The following is a 19,146-nucleotide window of genomic DNA, read 5'->3' on the forward strand; positions in this document are numbered from 1 at the left end:
ACGCCCGCTTGTGTAACCCACGTCACAGACTCGACCCGGTTTGCCGTACATCCCTTTTCGGCCGTCGATCGTCTGTGCGGGAGACGGCATTCTCATGTGCCGTTTTCTCAGGGGATTCCGCGCAACCGGAGCGTTCACTTTGATAACCGGCTTTAGAGGCAGGCGTATCCGCAGAGCCGCCGCCGTCGTCCTCACCATCGGCGCCGTGCTGGCAGGCGGGGCCCTGGCGGCGCCTGCGCAGGCCGCCACCGCGCCCTCCAACAGCGCCAAGGGCGCCTATCTGCTGGACAACGCGTCCGGCACCCAGATCTACAGCAAGTACGGGAACACCCGTCGGCCGATGGCCAGCACAACGAAGATCATGACGGCCCGCGTCGTGCTCAGCCAGACGAACCTCGACCTGGACCGCAAGGTCACCATCCGGCAGGCCTACCGCGACTACGTCGCCGCGAAGGGCGCCAGCACGGCCGACCTCAAGACCGGCGACCGGCCGACCGTCCGTCAGCTGCTCTACGCGATGATGCTGCCGTCCGGCTGCGACGCCGCGTACGCCCTGGCCGACACCTTCGGCACCGGCGACACGCGCGCGGCGCGCGTGAAGTCCTTCATCGGCAAGATGAACAAGAAGGCCGCCGATCTGGGCCTGACGAACACCAAGTTCGACTCCTTCGACGGCATCTCCACGACCGGGAACAACTACACGACGCCGAAGGACCTCGCGAACCTCGCGCGCAGCGCGATGAAGTACTCGACGTTCCGCACCATCGTGAAGACCCAGAAGACCGTGCGGTACGTGCCGACCAGCACCGGCGGCACTCGCACCTACACCTGGTACAACACCAACAAGCTGCTGGGCTCGTACACCGGTGCGATCGGCGTGAAGACCGGCACCAGCTCGTCGGCCGGCCCGTGCCTCGTCTTCGCGGCCACGCGCGGCGACCGGACCCTGATCGGGGTCGTCCTCAACGACACCAACCGCTTCACGGACGCGGCGAAGCTGCTGGACTACGGCTTCGGTACGAACACCGCGTCGACGATGCAGCTGCGGACGCTGCCGAGCGGCGCACAACAGGACTGACATGTACGGCTCGAGGGGTGCCCAGCACCGCCGGACACCCCTCGAGCCGCGGCCGCCCCTGATCCGGCCGCATACGTCCTGATCTGGCCGCCTACGCCCAGGTGATCAGCCGCTTCGGCTGCTCCAGGATCGCCGCGACGTCGGCCAGCACCTTCGAGCCGAGCTCCCCGTCGACCAGACGGTGGTCGAAGGACAACGCGAGCGTGGTGACCTGCCGGGGCTTGACCTTGCCCTTGTGGACCCACGGCTGGATCTTGATCGCACCGACCGCGAGGATCGCGGACTCGCCGGGGTTGAGGATGGGCGTCCCGGTGTCGACGCCGAAGACGCCGACGTTGGTGATGGTGACCGTGCCGCCCTGCATCGCGGCCGGGGACGTCTTGCCCTCCCTGGCCGTGGACACCAGCTCGCCCAGCGCCCTGGCCAGCTCCGGCAGGGTCTTGGCGTGCGCGTCCTTGATGTTCGGCACGATCAGACCGCGGGGCGTGGCGGCGGCGATGCCCAGGTTCACATAGTGCTTGAGCACGATCTCCTGGTTGGCCTCGTCCCAGGACGCGTTGATCTCCGGGTTGCGCCGGATCGCGACGAGGAGCGCCTTGGCGATGAGCAGCAGCGGGTTGACCCGCAGGCCGTCGAACTCCTTGTCCTGCTTGAGCTCATCCACCAGCTTCATCGTGCGCGTCACGTCGACCGTCACGAACTCCGTGACGTGCGGCGCGGTGAACGCCGAACCGACCATCGCCTGGGCAGTGGCCTTGCGGACGCCCTTGACGGGGATACGGGTCTCGCGAACGCCCTCGAACGTGACCGCGGGCACGGCGGCCGGCGCGGGGGCGGCAGGCGCGGCTGGGGCCTCGGTCACCGCGGGCTCCGGGGCCGGGGCGGCCGCGGCGTGCACGTCCTCGCGCGTGATGATCCCGCCGGGCCCGGTGGGCGTGACGGTCGTCAGGTCGACACCGAGGTCCTTGGCGAGCTTACGGACCGGGGGCTTGGCGAGCGGTCGGGCCTCGGCGGTCACGCCGCCGTGGCCGTTGAGCTCGGTCTGGAGCGCGGCGGTGGCCTCGGCGGGCGCCGGTGGGAAGTACGGCTCCGCCGGTACCGACGGCTCCGGCCCAGGCTGCCGCGGTTCCGGCTGCTGCGCCGGAACACCCGGGGCCGGAACGCTCCCGCCCGGGACACCCGTGCCCTTGCGGGGCCGCCTCTTCGTCGAGGACTGCGCGACCCCGTACCCGACGAGGACCGGCTGCCGTCCCTCCGCCTTGCCCTCGTCGGCGGACTCGGCGGAAGCCTCGGGGGCGGACGCCCCGGCGTCGGGCGCTGCTCCGCCCGCCACCTCCACGGAGATGATCACCTCTCCGACGTCCACCGTCGTGCCCTCAGGGAACCGCAGTTCCCGGACCACGCCGTCGTAGGGGATGGGCAGTTCGACGGCCGCCTTGGCGGTCTCGACCTCGCACACCACCTGCCCGTCGGTGACCGTGTCACCCGGCTGTACGTACCACTTGAGGATCTCCGCCTCCGTGAGCCCCTCGCCCACGTCGGGCATCTTGAACTCGCGGACAGCGGTCGGCGAAGCGTCTGTCATCGTCGTCACGACCCTCTCCTCAGTACGCCAGCGAGCGGTCGACGGCGTCGAGCACCCGGTCCAGGCCCGGCAGGTACTCCTCCTCCAGGCGCGCCGGCGGATACGGGGCGTGGTAGCCGCCGACCCTCAGCACGGGGGCCTCGAGGTGGTAGAAGCACCGCTCGGTGATACGCGCGGCGATCTCCGCACCCGTCCCCAGGAACACCGGGGCCTCGTGGACCACGACCAGGCGCCCGGTCTTCTCGACCGACGTCTGCACGCTGTCGAAGTCGATCGGCGACATGGAGCGCAGGTCGAGGACCTCCAGGGACTTGCCCTCCTCCTGCGCGGCGGCCGCGGCCTCCACGCAGACCTTCACCATCGGGCCGTACGCCACGAGCGTCAGGTCGGATCCCGGGCGCACGACGCGGGCCTTGTGGAGCTGGCCGGGAATCGCCTCGGTGTCGACCTCGCCCTTGTCCCAGTAGCGCCGCTTCGGCTCGAAGAAGATCACCGGGTCGTCGCTCTGGATGGCCTGCTGCATCATCCAGTAGGCGTCGGACGAGTTCGAAGGGGAGATCACCTTCAGGCCCGCCACGTGCGCGAACAGCGCCTCGGGCGACTCGGAGTGGTGCTCGACCGCGCCGATGCCGCCGCCGTAGGGAATGCGGATGACGACCGGCAGCTTGACCTTGCCGAGCGAACGGGCGTGCATCTTCGCGAGCTGGGTGACGATCTGGTCGTACGCCGGGAAGACGAAGCCGTCGAACTGGATCTCCACCACAGGGCGGTACCCGCGCAGGGCGAGGCCGATCGCCGTGCCCACGATGCCCGACTCGGCGAGCGGAGTGTCGATCACCCGGTCCTCGCCGAAGTCCTTCTGCAGACCGTCCGTGACGCGGAAGACGCCGCCGAGCTTGCCGACGTCCTCCCCCATGATCAGGACCTTGGGGTCGGTCTCCAGCGCCGTGCGCAGCGATTCGTTGATCGCCTTGGCCAGGGCCATCTTCTCTACAGCCATGATCAGGCACCTTCCCCGTCTGCGAACGACGCCTGGTAGGCGGCGAACTGGGCGCGCTCCTCGTCGACGAGCGCGTGCCCGTCCGCGTACACGTTCTCGAAGATGGCGAAGTGGTCCGGATCCGGCATGGCCCGCACCCTTTCACGCACCCGCTTGCCCAACGCCTCGCTCTCCGCCTCGAGTTCCGCGAAGAATCCCTCGTCCGCGTGGTTTTCGGACTCCAGATAGGTGCGCAGCCGCAGGATCGGGTCCTTGGCCTCCCACGCGAGCCGCTCGTCGTCGAGGCGGTAGCGGGTCGGGTCGTCGGAGGTCGTGTGGGCGCCCATGCGGTAGGTGAAGGCCTCCACCAGCGTGGGACCCTCGCCGCGCCGGGCGCGCTCCAGGGCCCACCGGGTCACGGCCAGGCAGGCGAGTACGTCGTTGCCGTCGACGCGGACGCCGGGGAAGCCGTAGCCCTGGGCGCGCTGGTAGAGCGGCACGCGGGTCTGCTTCTCGGTCGGCTCGGAGATCGCCCACTGGTTGTTCTGGCAGAAGAACACGACGGGCGCGTTGTAGACCGCGGAGAAGGTGAACGACTCGGCGACGTCGCCCTGGCTGGACGCGCCGTCGCCGAAGTACGCGATCACGGCCGCGTCGGCGCCGTCCTTGGCCAGGCCCATCGCGTAGCCGGTGGCGTGCAGCGTCTGCGAGCCGATGACGATCGTGTACAGGTGGAAGTTGTTGCTGTTCGGGTCCCAGCCGCCGTGGTTGACACCACGGAACATGCCGAGCAGGTTCGTCGGGTCGACGCCGCGGCACCAGGCGACGCCGTGCTCGCGGTAGGTCGGGAAGACGTAGTCGTCGGGACGGGTGGCGCGGCCGGAGCCGATCTGGGCGGCCTCCTGGCCAAGGAGCGAGGCCCACAGGCCCAGCTCGCCCTGGCGCTGCAGGGACGTCGCCTCCGCGTCGAAGCGGCGGGTCAGCACCATGTCCCGGTACAGCCCGCGCAGTTCCTCGGGGGTGATGCCCGCGACGTACTCGTCATACACGGCGTTCTCTGCGTGTCCTACCCGCTTGCCCTCCGGGGTCAGCAGCTGTACGAGTTCAGGCTCCGATTGCGGCGCGCCCGGCGATGCCTTCGGCGACGCCTTCCGGGCGCCGGTGCTGCGCTTGCGCGGTTTACGCGCGGCAGTGCTCTCCACGGTCACGTGTGCTCCTCCGTCGGTCCGGCCCCCCGGGTTTGCCGGGCAGCCAGTGCGGCTCGCCTGGTCCGTACGCTGCACGGGGTGGGGTGCACTCGGCCGGGAACAGGCGTGACAGGTGCCCCGGCGAGCGCCCTGCAGTAGGCACGTTACCCAGTGCCCATGGCATCTGCGAAACCCCTCTGACCTGCGATTTTGCTTGGATTTCCAAGTAAATCGAGATTCCTGGGAGCAGCCGCTGGTCACAGCACTGGAAGGGCCCTGCAGGGGGCCGGAACACCGGCACGTTATCCCGGCGACACCGGGCGCGGGAAGAGTACGTGTGTGACACTTATCGGGTGCAGGAAACCGGAAATATCAGGGTATTTCTTCTCGATGACCATGAGGTCGTCCGGCGCGGCGTCCATGATCTCCTCTCCGGTGAGGACGACATCGAGGTCGTCGGCGAGGCCGGCACGGCCGCCGAGGCGCTGGTGCGGATTCCGGCCACCAGCCCCGACGTGGCGGTGCTCGACGTGCGCCTGCCGGACGGCAGCGGCGTCGAGGTCTGCCGCGAGATCCGCTCCGCGGACGAGCACATCAAGTGCCTGATGCTGACCTCGTACGCCGACGACGAGGCGCTCTTCGACGCGATCATGGCCGGTGCCTCCGGCTACGTCCTGAAGGCGATCCGCGGCAACGAGCTGCTCAGCGCCGTGCGCGACGTGGCCGCCGGAAAGTCCCTGCTCGACCCGGTGGCGACCGCCCGGGTCCTGGAGCGCCTGCGGGCCGGCCAGGAGGACAAGGGCGACGACCGGCTGGCGAACCTGACCGAGCAGGAGCGGAAGATCCTCGACCTGATCGGCGAGGGCCTGACCAACCGGGCCATCGGCGAGCGGCTGCACCTCGCCGAGAAGACGATCAAGAACTATGTCTCGGGTCTGCTCTCGAAGCTGGGGATGGAACGGCGTTCGCAGGCGGCGGCGTTCGTGGCGCGGGTGCAGGCGGAGAAGCCGGGCTCGAGCCCGTCCGGGGTTTGAGGGTTCCAAGCCCGTCTGGGAGTCGGCAGCCTCACGCGCGCGTGAGCGAAAGAAACCGCACGCGCGCGTGAAACCGGAAGACCTCGCACGCGCGCGTGAGCGAAGATTCCGCCCGCACGCGCGCGTGAGCGCACGAATCCGCCTGTACGCGCGCGTGAGCGAACCGTCATCGACGGCGGAGCCGTCAGCCCCCGGTGGTGCCGCCGCCGAAGTCGTCCGTCGGTTCGACCGACACCCCGCCCGAGGGCGTCTCGTCCGTCGGCTCCTCCGAGGGCTCCTCGGACGTCGCCTCGGTCTCGGACGGAGTCGGCTGCGTCGGCTCGTCCGTCGCCTCGGTCTCGCTCGGCGACGGGGTGGCCTCACCGGTGGACAGCGACGGCGACGGCGAGTAGTCCGTCTCGCCGCTCGTGCCGTCGTCCGGGTAGGACGACTCCTCGGTCGCTTCGTCGGTCGCGCTCTCGCTCGGCGTCTTCTCCTTGTCGGACTGGGAGGCCGTCGGCGACTGCGTGGTCCCCGTACCGCCGCCGTCGCCACCGCCGCCGCTGTTGAGCGCCAGCGCGACGCCCGCCGCGATGGCGATCACCGCCAGCACGGCGAGGAGCCACAGCTTGCCCCGGCCGCTGCCGCCGCCCTCGCGGTAGCCGCCGTCGAAACCGCCGTCGTCACCGCCCGGCGGCCGCAGCATCGGCTGCGGGATCTGCGCGGTGCCGGACTCCCCAGGGTGCGGCAGCGCCGCCGTGCCCGCGACGCCCATCGCCGGCGTGGAGCCACCCTCGTGCATCTCCACGGGGCCGGTGTTCCACGTACCGGTGTGGCCGCCCTTCTCGTAGAGCATCTGCAGCCCGTACTGGACGAGCCCGCGCATCTCCTCGGCCGTCTGGAACCGGTCGTCCGGATCCTTCGCGAGCGAGCGCATGACGAGGCCGTCGAGCTCCGGCGGCGCCCCGTCCGAGGCCTCGGACGGCGGCACGGGTGTGTCCTGGACGTGCTGGTAGACGACGGACAGCGGGGTCTCGCCGGTGAACGGCGGGCGCAGCGCGAGGAGTTCGTAGAGCAGACAGCCCGTCGCGTACAGGTCGCTGCGGTGGTCGACGGCCTTGCCCAGGGCCTGCTCGGGCGAGAGGTACTGCGGGGTGCCCATGACCATGCCGGTCTGCGTCATCGTGGACTGCGCGCCGTGCAGGGCACGCGCGATGCCGAAGTCCATCACCTTCACCGCACCGGTGTTGGTGATGATCACGTTCGCGGGCTTGATGTCGCGGTGCACGATGCCGTGCTGGTGCGAGTACGCGAGCGCCTCGAGGACGCCGGACACGATGATCAGCGCCTGCTCGGGGCCCGGGGCCTCCGCGTTGATCAGCAGATCGCGGATCGTGCGGCCCTCGACGAGCTCCATGACGATGTACGGCACGGTGGAGCCGCCGACCTCGTCCTCGCCGGAGTCGTAGACCGCCACCACGGCATGGTGGTTAAGGCCGGCGACCGACTGCGCCTCGCGCGTGAAGCGCGCCTTGGAGACGGGGTCCTCGGCGAGGTCGGAGCGGAGCAGCTTGACGGCGACGGTGCGGCCGAGCCGTACGTCCTCGGCCGCGAAGACCTCGGCCATGCCGCCCCGGCCGAGTCTGCGCGTCAGCCGGTATCGTCCGTCTCCGACAAGTCCGCCGTTCCCCCACAATTCCGGCGCATCTGACATACCGCCGCCAGTCGCCTCGGGGTCGGACGGGCCCTGAGCGCGCTGCGTCTGTGCCATCAGTCCTCGCCGTCGTTTCTGCCCCGCGTCCGCGCGGTGGTTCTTACGGTCTTCCGTCGGCCCACGCTACAGCCTTCGCGCAACGCACCGGTCCGAGATGGACCGGCTATGAAACCTCCGGAGGCCGTCACCGTGCAAATCCGGGGCCCCGGCCGCGCACGTCTGTGTACCGCCCGTACGGACCCTGTGACGCTTCGGCGAACACCTCTTGCCCGTACGGTCACGGAACGCGGTTCCGGCGCGAAGACCGGGCCGTGGCCAAACTCACGCACAACGCGAGCGCACACGACACGAAAGGGCCCGGCACGCGCGCGGTGCGCCTGCCGGGCCCTTCTTGGTCTGTGCAGGTACGGGACCTACGGTCTGTGCAGGTACGGGACCTACGGTCTGTGCAGGTACGGGACCTACAGGTACGGGCCTCCCGAGCGGCCGGCCGCGCGGGGGTCCTGGCCGTCGTCCGAGACGCCGACCCCCGGCGGCAACGCGCGGCGCATCTGTTCCAGTTGGGCCCGCGCCGCCATCTGCTGGGCGAACAGGGTCGTCTGGATCCCGTGAAAGAGGCCCTCCAGCCAGCCCACCAACTGGGCCTGGGCGATGCGCAGTTCGGCGTCCGAGGGGACCGCTTCGTCCGTGAAGGGCAGGGAGAGCCGCTCCAGCTCCTCTACAAGTTCCGGCGCGAGCCCGTCCTCGAGCTCCTTCACGGAACTCGAGTGGATCTCCTTGAGCCGCTGCCTGCTCGCCTCGTCGAGAGGCGCCGCCCTGACTTCCTCCAGCAGCTGCTTGATCATGCTGCCGATCCGCATGACCTTGGCGGGCTGCTCCACCATCTCCGTCACCGGGACCTCGCGGGAGTCGTCGTCTCCTACGCCACCGAGCGCCATTCCGTCCTGGCCCACGACCAGGACCTGGGGGCTCTCCGGCGACCTTTCGTTCCTCGGCATCTCCATGCCGCCCATTCTCTCGCACGCGTACGTCTCTTCTCGGTGGTGCCCACGCGTGCCCGTGATCCACCGTGTACGCGCGCGTACGATCTGTCGAATCCGCGCCGGTCAGAGGGCTGGCAACCAATCAGCCTTTCAGGCAACCAATCAGCGCGTCCGGCGCTTGAGGACGAGCCCGCCATTTCAGCCCGTCCGGCGCTTGAGGACGAGCCCGCCATTTCAGCCCGTCCGGCGTTTGAGGACGAGCCCGCCAGGGCGATACGGGGGTCTGGGGGCGGAGCCCCCAGCGGGTTCAGGGCAGCGCCCTGGTTACGGGAAGGGGCGGGGTGGGGGCATCAAAACCGTCAGCCACGACGCAGCCGCAGGGCCAGGAACGCCAGGCCGAGGCCCACCAGGACGAGACCGGCGCCCAGCGGCAGCACTCCCAGGACGGGCCCGGCGGGACCGGCGGCCTGCCGGTCCGGGTCGGGCGAGGCGTCGGCTGTCGCGGTGGGCGTCGCGGTCGGACCGACGGCCTCGTCGCGGTGCACGGGAGGATCCGGCGGCCACGGCGGCACAGCAGAACCGGAGGACGCCGAGGCGCCGGACGAAGGGACGTCCGGGGACGGGGCGCCGGTGCCGCTCGGCGCAGGACCGGAGGCCGTACCCGTCGGCTCGCCGCTGTCGTCCGGCGGCGGAGGATCCGCCCGCCCCGGCCTGGGCCGCCCTTCGCCGGGGCGGCTCCCCGCCCGCGACTCCTCGTCGGCGGGATCCGTACGGCCGGGGCCGGGCTCGGTGGCTCGCGCAGAGGCGTACGCATGGACAGACGAGGGCGGGCCAGGGGACGGCGGCGGCTGATGCCATGCGGGGGTGAGCAGGGCCCAGCCAGGAGAGAGCAGCAGCCCCGCGAGCAGCAGAAGCCCGGCAGGGCAATGCGTGCGGAGCCGTGGAGTCACGTCGGTGACCCCCTCCCGGTGCCAGTTCGGCGAGACGGTGGTGCCAGCGAGACACGATTGCCATGAGTCGCGATAGTCGCGTTAGTCGCGACGGAGCAATCGTCACATCTCACGACAATCCGGGCGTGCCGCTTGACCCGTTTGGCTCCCTGGTACGCCAGGGATACGCCCGGGAGGGTTCATCCGCTGCTGCTAGCGGGTGAGCACCACCTTCCCCGTGTGCGTGCTCTCCTCCAGTACGCGATGGGCCCCGGCGGCCTCGCTCATCGGCACCGTACGGTCAACGACCGGACGCACATGGCCGCCACCGATCAGTGGCCACACGTGCTCACGCACCGCCGCGACGATCGCGGCCTTCTCGTGCACCGGGCGCCCGCGCAGCGAGGTCGCGGTGATGGCGCCGCGTTTGTTCAGCAGGGTCGCGATGTTCAGCTCGGCCTTGATACCGCCCTGCATCCCGATGATCGCGAGCCGGCCGTTGACCGCCAGGGCCTTCACATTCCGGTCCAGGTACTTGGCACCGATGATGTCGAGGATGACGTCGGCTCCCGCGCCGTCCGTAGCGGCACGCACCTCCTCGACGAAGTCCTGCTCGCGGTAGTCGATGAGGATGTCTGCGCCGAGCTCCGCGCAGCGCTGCAGCTTCTCCTTGCCGCCCGCCGTGACCGCGACCTTGGCACCGACCGCCTTCGCGAGCTGGATCGCCATGGTGCCGATGCCGCTCGATCCGCCGTGCACGAGCAGCGTCTCACCGGGCCGCAGATGGGCGATCATGAAGACGTTCGACCAGACAGTGCACGTCACCTCCGGCAGAGCGGCCGCCGTGACGAGGTCGACGCCTTCGGGCACGGGCAGCAGCTGCCCCACGGGAACAGCCACCTTCTCGGCGTAACCGCCGCCCGCGAGCAGCCCGCACACCTCGTCGCCGACCGCCCAGCCCGAGACTCCGGGGCCCAGCGCGGCGATGCGGCCGGAACACTCGAGCCCGGGGTAGGGGGACGCGCCGGGCGGCGGGTCGTAGAAGCCCTGCCGCTGCAGCAGGTCTGCGCGGTTGACCGCGCTGGCCGCCACCTCGACCAGAACCTCCCCCTCGCCGGGTACGGGATCGGGGACCTCGGCCCACACGAGCGCTTCGGGGCCGCCGGGTTCAGGGATCGTGATCGCATGCATGGCGGCGAGGCTACTCCTGCCTCCTGCCCGAACCTCCGGCCCCGACCCCGCTCCGGCCCTTCGGGCCGACTTCGCCGCGGCCCGACTTCGTTGCGTCCCCGACCGGCTTCGTCGCGCTCAGTCCTGCGGCAGCGGACGCGTGTCCGGCATGACCCGGGTGCCCGGAGTGGCACGGACGATGGTGATCAGGCGGTCCGTCAGCTTCAGCGTCCCGACGGACGGATCGTCGTAGCCGAGCACACGATGGCCGCGTACCACGCTGACCACCAGGTCCTCCACCTCCCGCGGCCCGTGTCCCACCTCGGCCTTTATGACCGGCCGCTCGACGATGTCGAGACCGCTGCCCTGCTGGATGAGATCCTCCAGCACCATGCCAGCGCTGGGACTCAGGACGGACAGGCCGAGCAGGCGACCGGCGGCACTGGCGCTCGTGATCACCACGTCCGCCCCGGACTGGCGCAGCAGCGGGGCGTTCTCCTCCTCACGGACCGCGGCCACGATCTTCGCCGCGCGGTTGAGCTGCCGGGCGGTGAGGGTGACCAGGACTGCGGTGTCGTCGCGCTGGGTGGCGATGATGATCTGGCGTGCCTTCTGCGCCTCGGCGCGCAGCAGTACGTCACTGCGGGTCGCGTCGCCGACGATGCCCGTGTATCCGCTGGCCGTCGCGGAGTCGATGGCTTTCTCACTGGGGTCGACGACCACGACCTGTTCCCGCTTCAGCCCCGTCGCGCACACGGTCTGGATCGCAGAGCGGCCCTTGGTCCCGAAGCCGATGACGACGGTGTGGTCACGCAAGTTGGACCTCCAGCGGTTCAGCCGGAACTCCTCCCGGGTCCGTTCGGTGAGAACCTCGAGAGTCGTGCCGACCAGGATGATCAGAAACAGCACGCGAAGCGGCGTGATGACGAAGATGTTCGTGAACCGGGCCGCATCACTCACCGGTGTGATGTCGCCGTATCCGGTGGTGGAGAGGGTGACGGTCGCGTAGTAGAAGGCGTCGAGCAGGTCGACTCGGCCGTCGGAGTTGTCGTTGTAACCGCCGCTGTCCGCGTACACGATGAAGGCGGTCCCGACCAGCACCGCCAAGGCCATCGCAACCCGCTTGGCGACCTGGCGCAGGGGGCGTTCGACGACCCGGGGGAGCTTCACCTGGTGCGTGACGAGATGTTCGTCGGCCTGGCGAGCGATCGCGTCCTGGCGCGGAAGTTTCACGTGAAACACACCCCGATTCCGGACAGCGCCCACGGAAGATCAAGAATTTCGACGCTCTGCCCCGGCTGCGCGCCGCCCGGCGGTACGACGGCAAGAGCGTCGGCCCCGGCGATACCGCGCAGCATCGCCGGACCGTAGTAGTGCAGCGGCACCGCCCTGTCGGCCCGGATCACGACGGGCACCAGCCGCGTGTCATGCGGGTGCCCGTGCACGGCGTCACGCACCGGCACCGTGTACGGCTCGGGGGGCGCCTGGCCGGCGAGCACCCGCAGCAGGGGCTCGGCGAGCGTCAGCAGCCCGGAGACGGCCGCCAGGGGATTGCCCGGCAGGCCCACGAGGTGCTGGTTCTCCTTGGTGCGGGCCAGCAGCATCGGGTGACCGGGACGCACCTTCACGCCGTTCACAAGGAGCTCGGCGCCGAGGCGGCTCAGCGTGGGGTGGACATGGTCGACTGGGCCCGCGGCCGTTCCACCGGTCGTGAGGATCAGGTCGGCGTCGGACGTCGAGATCGCCGAGTACAGCGCCTCGGCGTCGTCGCCCAGTCGGCGGCTGGACACCACGTCCGCGCCGAGCGCGCGCAGCCAGGGCGGGAGCATGGGGCCGAGTGCATCCCGGATGAGCCCGTCGCGAGGCCGCCCCTCGGTCAGCAACTCGTCGCCCAGGACGAGGACGTCGACGCGGGGCCTCGGGACCGTAACCAGCTCGTCGTACCCCGCGGCCGCGGCGAGCCCCAGCACCGCCGGGGTCACCAGCGTGCCGGGCGGCAGCAGCTGGTCGCCGGTGCGGCATTCCTGTCCGCGGGGCCGGATGTCCTGGCCTGGGACCACCTCGCGCTGGGCATGCAGACGGCCCTTGTCGTCGAGGCGCCCGTGCTCGGTGCGGACGACGGCGGTCGCGTCCCCCGGCACCCGGGCGCCGGTGGCGATGCGGACCGCCTCGCCGTCGTCGAGCTGCTCCGGTTCCTCATGGCCCGCGAGGATCCCGTCCGCGCGTACGTCCCAGGGACCGGGCCCCGCCACGGCCCAGCCGTCCATGGCCGAGGAGTCGAAGGACGGCAGGTCGGTGAGCGCCGTGAGGGGCGCGGCGAGAACCAGCCCGAGCGCGGCCTCGAGCGGTACGGGGACCGGGGCGGGAGGCGACACGGAGCGGGCCGCCCGGGCGGCGATGGCGCGCGCCTCGGGCCAGGGCGTGGCGGAGTGGCGATCGTGCCGCTGCTTGGTCGTGTGCGTTGTGTGGCCCGGGGGCGGATCGGAGGAGGGCCGACCGGCCTGCTCCGATCCGGCGGATGGGCCTTCGCGGGATCCGGCAGACTCGCCTTCGTGGTCGGCGTGCGCGGCCTGGTGGGCCTGGTGACCGTGGTGTTCGGCCTCTCCGGAATGGGCTGTGGCGCGGGCGGAGTGGGGCGCGCGGTCGCCTGCCGCTGAAGCCAGGGCCCCGCTCGCCAGGGCGATGGCCTCGTCCATGTCGAGATCGTCGGCATCGACGGGCGGGGAGGCGCCCTGATCCCTCCCGGTCAGCTTGGTCGGATCGGCCTGCTGCCCGGTCATCCGGCGTCCGGTGCGTCGGGCCGGCTCTCGTTCGCCCAACGGTCCGCGAGAGCCGCTGCCTTGCGGGCCGCCTCGGCCACGGCTTCCGGCCCGCCCTTGCCCTGGGCAGCCGCGTACCCGACGAGGAACGTCGTCAGCGGCGCCGCGGGCCGGTCGACGCCGTGCGCCGCATCCCGGGCCAGATCGAGCAGCAGGCGGATGTCGACGTCCAGGTCGATGCCCAGCTCGTCCTTGACTGCGGTAATCCATTCATCCAACACGTGCCCATGCTCCCTGATACGTGCCCGGGCGGCAGCCACGTCCTCCCAGGTGTCGCAGTCGAACGACGCGACGGGGTCCGCGATACGCGTGAGTTCGAGCTCCGCGGTGAGCAGCCGCAGGGGCAGACCGGTCAGCCCGCCGTACTCGGCCGCGAGCAGCGCCAGCTCGCGGCGCAACGGCTCGCTCCGGTAGGCCGCGACGAGCGGCTGGTCCCGGCCGCCGCGGTCGGTCAGCACCGCACCTTCGGCGTCTCGCGCCCGGAGGGTGGTCAGCAGGCGACGCACCGTGTCCTCGTCCAGGAACGGCAGGTCCGCGGAGAGGACGACCACGCTCTCAGCCGTCGTGCGGCGCAGTCCCGCGTCGAGTGCGGCAAGGGGGCCGGCCCCCGGCGGATCCTCTCGCGCCCACACCACAGGCCGCACGGTAGGCCTGCGCCCGGCCACCACGACGGTGGTGGAGGCACCTGCGCAGGCCGCCAGCACCCGGTCGAGCAGGGCCCGGCCGCCCACGCGCAGCGCCGGTTTGTCGGCGCCGCCGAGCCGCCGCGCGGCGCCCCCGGCGAGGATCACGGCGTCGTAGTGCGCCATGGGTACGGCCTGGGGGTCGGGGTCGGCCTGGGGCTCGGGGTCGGGCTGCGGCTCGGCCTCGTACGCGCTCATGTCCCGAGTATGGGCCCCTCGAGGATCATTGCCATCCCCCACGACCGCATCGTAAGAAGCCGTCGCAGGACGCACCTTCAAGGGCCCGGGCTCACCGTTTGGCAGCCGGGGCTCACAGCGTGCGCAGCAGCACCGCCGGCTGTTCCACGCAATCCGCCACGTAGCGCAGGAAGCCTCCCGCCGTGCCGCCGTCGCAGACCCGGTGGTCGAAGGTCAGCGAGAGCTGTACGACCTTCCGCACCGCCAACTCGCCTTGGTGCACCCAAGGCTTGGGAGCGATCCGGCCCACCCCCAGCATGGCGGCCTCCGGGTGGTTGATGATCGGCGTGGAGCCGTCGACCCCGAAGACGCCGTAGTTGTTCAGCGTGAAGGTGCCGCCGGTGAGCTCCCCCGGGGTCAGCGTCCCGGCCCGGGCCGACTCGGTCAGCCGGGCGATCTCCGCGCTCAGGGACTCCGCGTTCCGCGTGTGCGCATCCCGCACGACGGGCACGACGAGCCCGCGGTCGGTCTGCGCGGCGAACCCCAGGTGTACCCGGTCGAGCTGCACGATCTCGCGGGCCTCCATGTCCACCTTGGAGTTGAGCTCCGGATGGCGTGCGAGGGCAGCGGTGCAGATGCGGGCGAGCAGGGCGAGGAGCGAGATCTTCTGGCCGCCCGTCTCGGGCGGCCGGGCGTCTTGCGCCGAGTAGCTCCGCATGGCTGCAAGGGCCTGCATCAGTTCCGTGGCGTCCGCGTCCACCCAGCAGGTCGCGTCGGGTATCTCGCGGCGGCTGCGCGACAGCTTGTCGGCGACCGCGCCACGGACGCCGCGCAGCGGAACGCGGACGCCGGAGGCATCGGCGATCCCGGAGGCGGTTGCCCCGGCCCCCGGTGCCACGGGCTCCGCAGCGGGGGCGTGTCCCGTTTGCAGCACCGCCGGCTCCGCGGGCTCCGCGAGGCCACGCCCGGCCCGCACCGCCTCGGTCTCGCCCGGTGCCGGGACGCCGAGCCCTGTACGGGGCCGCTCACCGGCTCGCCCCGCGGCCCGTACGGCGTCCTCGACGTCGGCACGCGTGATCAGCCCATCGGGTCCGGAGCCGGCCAATTCATGCAGATCCAGGCCATGTTCCCGGGCCAGTTTCCGTACGAGGGGCGACATGACCGGCACCGGGCCCTCATCGCGCACGGGTGCTCCGGAGGTCGCCTGTGCCTCGGCCGCCGATGGCGGTACCCCCTGCTCGAGCGAAGGCGAGACCTCGGGGGAGGGAGCCGCCGGCCGGACCCTTCTGCGTCGCGCCGGTGCCGCGCCCGTGCCGTAGCCGACGAGGACGTTGCCCGACGCATCGCCTCCGGACGAGCCGGACAAGCCGGATGAGCCGGACGGGCTCGGGCTCGTGGACGGCCGCGGGCTCGGGCTCGGCGTCGGCCGCGGGCTGGGGGACGGCCGCGCGCCGACCGGCGCTGTTCCGCCCGACCCCGCTCCCCGGACCGATTCTCCCGGCTCGCCCCCGGCCGAACCGCCCCCGGCTGCTCCATCACCAGCTGCACCGGCTGCACCAGCGGCAGGCGCACCCACCGCCACCGTCAGCAGGGGGGCGCCCACGGGCAGTTCCGTGCCCTCCTCGCCGAAGCGCGCGGTCACCACGCCCGCGTACGGGCACGGGACTTCGATCATCGCCTTGGCGGTCTCCACCTCGACGACCGGCTGGTCGACGGCCACGAGATCGCCGACCTCCACCAGCCAGTGGACGATCTCCGCCTCGGTGAGCCCTTCACCCAGGTCAGGCAGTCTGAATTCAAGGCTGTGCATCTCAGAAGCCTGCGCCATCAGCTCTCCGCCTCCCACTGCAGCCGTGCCACGGCGTCCAGGACCCGGTCGACGCCAGGCAGGTGGTGCCGCTCGAGCATAGGCGGCGGATACGGGATGTCGAACCCGGTCACGCGCAGCACCGGCGCCTCGAGGTGGTGGAAGCAGCGCTCGGTGACCCGCGCCGCGATCTCCCCTCCCGGACCGCCGAACCCGCCCGACTCGTGGACGACGACCGCGCGCCCGGTCCGCCGCACCGAAGCGCACACCGTCTCGTCGTCGAACGGCACCAGGGAACGCAGATCGACGACTTCGAGGTCCCAGCCCTCGGCCCGCGCCGCCTCGGCCGCCTCCAGGCAGACGGGCACCGACGGGCCGTACGTGATGAGTGTGGCGCTCCGGCCGGGGCGCCGCACCACCGCGCGGCCTATCGGTTCAACGGCCAGCGGGTGCTCGGGGTTCCAGTCGGCCTTGGACCAGTACAGGCGCTTCGGCTCCAGGAAGACCACCGGGTCGTCGGAGGCGATGGATTCCCGCAGCAGCCCATAGGCGTCGGCGACCGTGGCAGGCGTGACGACGTGGATACCGGGCGTCGCCATGTAGTAGGCCTCGGAGGAGTCGCTGTGGTGCTCGACGCCGCCGATGCCGCCTCCGTAGGGCACGCGCACGGTGAGGGGCAGCGGCATCCTGCCCTTGGTGCGGTTCCGCATGCGGGCGACATGGGAGACGAGCTGTTCGAAGGCGGGGTAGGCGAAGGCGTCGAACTGCATCTCCACCACGGGCCGCAGCCCGTACATCGCCATGCCGACGGCCGTCCCCAGGATGCCGGCCTCCGCGAGCGGGGTGTCCGTGCAGCGGTCGTCGCCGAACTCCCTGGCGAGCCCGTCGGTGACCCGGAAGACGCCGCCGAGCGTCCCGACGTCCTCGCCCATCACGTGCACCGCCGGGTCCTCGGCCATCGCGTCGTGCAGTGCCCGCCCGAGAGCCTGCGCCATGGTGGCGGGCTTGGCGGCGACGGCGGCCGGTTTGGCTGCGACGGTGGTCATCGTCCGGTCCCTTTCAGCGTCGTGTCCGCGATATCGGGGGTGGTGCCCGCGGTATCTGGGGTGTCCGCGATATCGGGGATGTCCGGCGCCTCCGCGGCCAGTTCGGCCCGCAACTGGGCTGCCTGCTCATGCAGTTGCGAGGTGGGCTCGGCGTACACGTGGGCGAAGAGGTCCATGGGGTCGAGCCGGGGTTCCTGGTTCATGCGGGCGCGCAGGTCCGCGGCCATCGCCTCGGCGTTCTCGCGGGCCTCGCGCACCGCGTCCTCGTCGAGCAGCCCGCGCTCGGTGAGCTCGCGCTCCACCAGTGCGATCGGGTCATGCCGGCGCCAGGCCTCGACCTCTTCGTCGTGGCGGTAGCGCGTGGCGTCGTCGGCGTTCGTATGGGCGTCGATGCGGTAGGTCACCGCCTCGACGAGAGTCGGGCCGCCGCCCGCGCGCGCGTGCCGCACGGCATCGGTGAGCACCTCGTGCAGCGCGACCGCGTCGTTGCCGTCCACGAGCCGCCCCGGCATGCCGTAGCCGACGGCCTTGTGGGCGAGCGACGGGGCCGCGGTCTGCTTGGCGAGGGGCACGGAGATCGCGAAGCCGTTGTTCTGGACGAGGAAGACAACTGGCGCCTGCCACACCGCGGCGAAGTTCAGCGCCTCGTGGAAGTCGCCCTCGCTGGTGCCGCCGTCGCCCACCATGGCCAGCGCGACCACGTCGTCGCCTTTGAGGCGGGCGGCATGGGCGAGGCCCACGGCGTGCGGCAGCTGCGTCGCCAGAGGCGTGCAGAGGGGGGCGATGCGGTGTTCGCGCGGGTCGTAGCCGGTGTGCCAGTCGCCGCGGAGCAAGGAGAGCGCCTGGACGGGGTCGAGGCCGCGGGCTATGGCGGCGAGCGTGTCGCGGTAGCTGGGGAAGAGCCAGTCCCGGTCCTCCAGGGCCAGCGCGGCCGCGACCTGGCAGGCCTCCTGGCCGGTGCTCGACGGGTAGACGGCGAGACGGCCCTGCTTGGTCAGGGCCGTGGCCTGCGCGTTGTACCTGCGACCGCGCACCAGCTCCGCGTACAGGCGGCGCAGCAGCCCGGGCTCGGCCTTGCGGGCGGCCTCGGTGCCCAGCACACGGTACGGCTCCGCGTCGGGCAGCAGCGGCGCCGGGTCCGTACGGGGCTGCCAGGCCGGGGGCGGAGCGGGCCGGTAAGCGCCCCGCTGATCCATGACCGTCAGGCTGCGACTCTTCACCGCGTGCACCTCCTCGTGCTGTGCCCCCGGCTCGGGGGAGCCGGGGGAGGTCTCCTCGTGGGAGCGTCCGAGAGGCGCGGCGTGTGATGCGCCTCACCTACCGATTGTTCGGTCGTCGGCACATTTTGGCTACAGGCAGCTCCAGGCTGTGGACAATCGGTTTTCCACAACCTGGGATAGAGGCAGTACGTCCATGGTAGAGAGGCGGGGGGACATGGCATCTGAACGAATGGCCGAAGGGATGGAGTCCGACCGTCCGGACGGCCCGTCCCGTGCCCCGGCCGACCGTCCGGAGATGAGCCGGCCCCGGCCCCTGGACGCCATAGACCGCGACATCCTGCAGTTGCTCCAGGCGGACGGCCGGGCGTCGATCCGTTCGGTGGCGGACCGCGTCCATGTGTCCCGGGCCAACGCCTATGCCCGTATCAACCGGCTCATCGAGGACGGAGTGATCCGCGGGTTCAGCGCCCGCATCGACCACGAGCGGGCCGGGCAGGGCGCATCCGCCTACATCACCCTCAAGATCGTGCAGAACTCCTGGCGCACGGTCCGCGAACAGCTGCGGGCCCTGCCGGAGGCCGCGCACATCGCCCTGGTGAGCGGTGACTTCGACGTTTTGCTGCTGGTGCACACATCGGACACCAGGGCGCTGCGCGATGTGGTGCTCACCAAGCTCCAGGCCATCCCCGAAGTGCTCAGCACGCGCACGTTGCTGGTCTTCGAGGAGGACGACCTGGACGCGGAGAGCTGAGCGGC

16 protein-coding genes are annotated in these 19,146 nt (G+C 71.2%); 3 read left to right on the plus strand and 13 right to left on the minus strand.

The window, feature by feature from the left end:
• Positions 1-166: 166 nt before the first annotated feature.
• The gene (locus tag STSP_RS08600) at positions 167-1,078 is read left to right on the plus strand and encodes a D-alanyl-D-alanine carboxypeptidase family protein (RefSeq protein ID WP_067274314.1); all 912 of its coding nucleotides are present in this window, start codon (positions 167-169) and stop codon (positions 1,076-1,078) included.
• Positions 1,079-1,169: 91 nt separating this feature from the next.
• Here the strand turns inward: STSP_RS08600 and STSP_RS08605 are convergent, their stop codons facing one another.
• From STSP_RS08605 to pdhA (STSP_RS08615), 3 genes are read right to left on the minus strand one after another with little or no spacing between them, the layout of a single operon-like run.
• On the minus strand, positions 1,170-2,672 hold the full coding sequence (locus STSP_RS08605; RefSeq protein WP_067274249.1) for a dihydrolipoamide acetyltransferase family protein: 1,503 nt from the start codon (positions 2,670-2,672) through the stop codon (positions 1,170-1,172).
• A 10-nt stretch (positions 2,673-2,682) separates the two neighbouring features.
• A complete protein-coding gene (locus STSP_RS08610; RefSeq protein ID WP_067274252.1) occupies positions 2,683-3,663 on the minus strand; it encodes an alpha-ketoacid dehydrogenase subunit beta in 981 nt (326 codons plus the stop codon).
• 2 nt (positions 3,664-3,665) lie between these two features.
• Entirely contained in the window at positions 3,666-4,850 is a 1,185-nt protein-coding gene (gene pdhA / locus STSP_RS08615) for a pyruvate dehydrogenase (acetyl-transferring) E1 component subunit alpha (RefSeq protein WP_067274254.1), read from the minus strand.
• A gap of 332 nt (positions 4,851-5,182) precedes the next feature.
• Here pdhA (STSP_RS08615) and STSP_RS08620 point away from each other — a divergent pair, with 332 nt between their 5' ends.
• Positions 5,183-5,863 carry a response regulator gene (locus tag STSP_RS08620; protein ID WP_067274256.1) on the plus strand — a complete coding sequence of 227 codons (681 nt, stop codon included), beginning with the start codon at positions 5,183-5,185 and terminating at the stop codon, positions 5,861-5,863.
• A 184-nt stretch (positions 5,864-6,047) separates the two neighbouring features.
• Here the strand turns inward: STSP_RS08620 and STSP_RS08625 are convergent, their stop codons facing one another.
• From STSP_RS08625 to pdhA (STSP_RS08670), 10 genes are all read right to left on the minus strand, one after another.
• On the minus strand, positions 6,048-7,613 hold the full coding sequence (locus STSP_RS08625) for a protein kinase domain-containing protein (protein ID WP_078066995.1): 1,566 nt from the start codon (positions 7,611-7,613) through the stop codon (positions 6,048-6,050).
• Positions 7,614-8,017: 404 nt separating this feature from the next.
• The gene (locus STSP_RS08630; RefSeq protein ID WP_067274319.1) at positions 8,018-8,560 is read right to left on the minus strand and encodes a bacterial proteasome activator family protein; all 543 of its coding nucleotides are present in this window, start codon (positions 8,558-8,560) and stop codon (positions 8,018-8,020) included.
• Between the two features lie 338 nt (positions 8,561-8,898).
• Entirely contained in the window at positions 8,899-9,489 is a 591-nt protein-coding gene (locus STSP_RS39060; protein ID WP_157902796.1) for a hypothetical protein, read from the minus strand.
• A 192-nt stretch (positions 9,490-9,681) separates the two neighbouring features.
• Positions 9,682-10,659 (minus strand): NAD(P)H-quinone oxidoreductase, encoded by a 978-nt coding sequence (locus STSP_RS08640; protein WP_067274261.1) that lies wholly within the window; start codon positions 10,657-10,659, stop codon positions 9,682-9,684.
• 117 nt (positions 10,660-10,776) lie between these two features.
• Positions 10,777-11,871 (minus strand): potassium channel family protein, encoded by a 1,095-nt coding sequence (locus STSP_RS08645; protein WP_067274264.1) that lies wholly within the window; start codon positions 11,869-11,871, stop codon positions 10,777-10,779.
• Positions 11,868-13,334 carry a molybdopterin molybdotransferase MoeA gene (locus tag STSP_RS08650; RefSeq protein ID WP_408646247.1) on the minus strand — a complete coding sequence of 489 codons (1,467 nt, stop codon included), beginning with the start codon at positions 13,332-13,334 and terminating at the stop codon, positions 11,868-11,870. Before STSP_RS08650 ends, STSP_RS08645 begins: the two co-directional genes overlap by 4 nt.
• Positions 13,335-13,414: 80 nt before the next feature.
• A complete protein-coding gene (locus tag STSP_RS08655; protein WP_067274267.1) occupies positions 13,415-14,338 on the minus strand; it encodes an NTP transferase domain-containing protein in 924 nt (307 codons plus the stop codon).
• Between the two features lie 112 nt (positions 14,339-14,450).
• Entirely contained in the window at positions 14,451-16,145 is a 1,695-nt protein-coding gene (locus STSP_RS08660) for a dihydrolipoamide acetyltransferase family protein (RefSeq protein WP_067274269.1), read from the minus strand.
• Entirely contained in the window at positions 16,145-17,170 is a 1,026-nt protein-coding gene (locus STSP_RS08665; protein WP_067274272.1) for an alpha-ketoacid dehydrogenase subunit beta, read from the minus strand. Before STSP_RS08665 ends, STSP_RS08660 begins: the two co-directional genes overlap by 1 nt.
• Positions 17,167-18,375 carry a pyruvate dehydrogenase (acetyl-transferring) E1 component subunit alpha gene (pdhA, locus tag STSP_RS08670; RefSeq protein ID WP_232789563.1) on the minus strand — a complete coding sequence of 403 codons (1,209 nt, stop codon included), beginning with the start codon at positions 18,373-18,375 and terminating at the stop codon, positions 17,167-17,169. Before pdhA (STSP_RS08670) ends, STSP_RS08665 begins: the two co-directional genes overlap by 4 nt.
• A gap of 229 nt (positions 18,376-18,604) precedes the next feature.
• On the opposite strand from pdhA (STSP_RS08670), the gene STSP_RS08675 reads away from it, so the two are divergent.
• Positions 18,605-19,141, plus strand: a complete 537-nt coding sequence (locus STSP_RS08675) for an Lrp/AsnC family transcriptional regulator (RefSeq protein ID WP_078066998.1) — start codon at positions 18,605-18,607, stop codon at positions 19,139-19,141.
• Positions 19,142-19,146 lie beyond the last annotated feature (5 nt).

The sequence above is a fragment of the Streptomyces jeddahensis genome (genome assembly GCF_001642995.1).
In the GTDB taxonomy this organism is placed as follows: Bacteria; Actinomycetota; Actinomycetes; order Streptomycetales; family Streptomycetaceae; genus Streptomyces; species Streptomyces jeddahensis.

Bases quoted from the DNA above. Each gene is read 5' to 3' on its own strand.
- STSP_RS08610 (WP_067274252.1), bottom strand. From the start codon at position 3,663: ATGGCTGTAGAGAAGATGGCCCTGGCCAAGGCGATCAACGAATCGCTG.
- STSP_RS08625 (WP_078066995.1), bottom strand. From the start codon at position 7,613: ATGGCACAGACGCAGCGCGCTCAGGGCCCGTCCGACCCCGAGGCGACT.
- STSP_RS08630 (WP_067274319.1), bottom strand. From the start codon at position 8,560: ATGGAGATGCCGAGGAACGAAAGGTCGCCGGAGAGCCCCCAGGTCCTG.
- STSP_RS08640 (WP_067274261.1), bottom strand. From the start codon at position 10,659: ATGCATGCGATCACGATCCCTGAACCCGGCGGCCCCGAAGCGCTCGTG.
- STSP_RS08650 (WP_408646247.1), bottom strand. From the start codon at position 13,334: ATGGACGAGGCCATCGCCCTGGCGAGCGGGGCCCTGGCTTCAGCGGCA.
- STSP_RS08655 (WP_067274267.1), bottom strand. From the start codon at position 14,338: ATGAGCGCGTACGAGGCCGAGCCGCAGCCCGACCCCGAGCCCCAGGCC.
- STSP_RS08660 (WP_067274269.1), bottom strand. From the start codon at position 16,145: ATGGCGCAGGCTTCTGAGATGCACAGCCTTGAATTCAGACTGCCTGAC.
- STSP_RS08665 (WP_067274272.1), bottom strand. From the start codon at position 17,170: ATGACCACCGTCGCAGCCAAACCGGCCGCCGTCGCCGCCAAGCCCGCC.
- STSP_RS08675 (WP_078066998.1), top strand. From the start codon at position 18,605: ATGGCATCTGAACGAATGGCCGAAGGGATGGAGTCCGACCGTCCGGAC.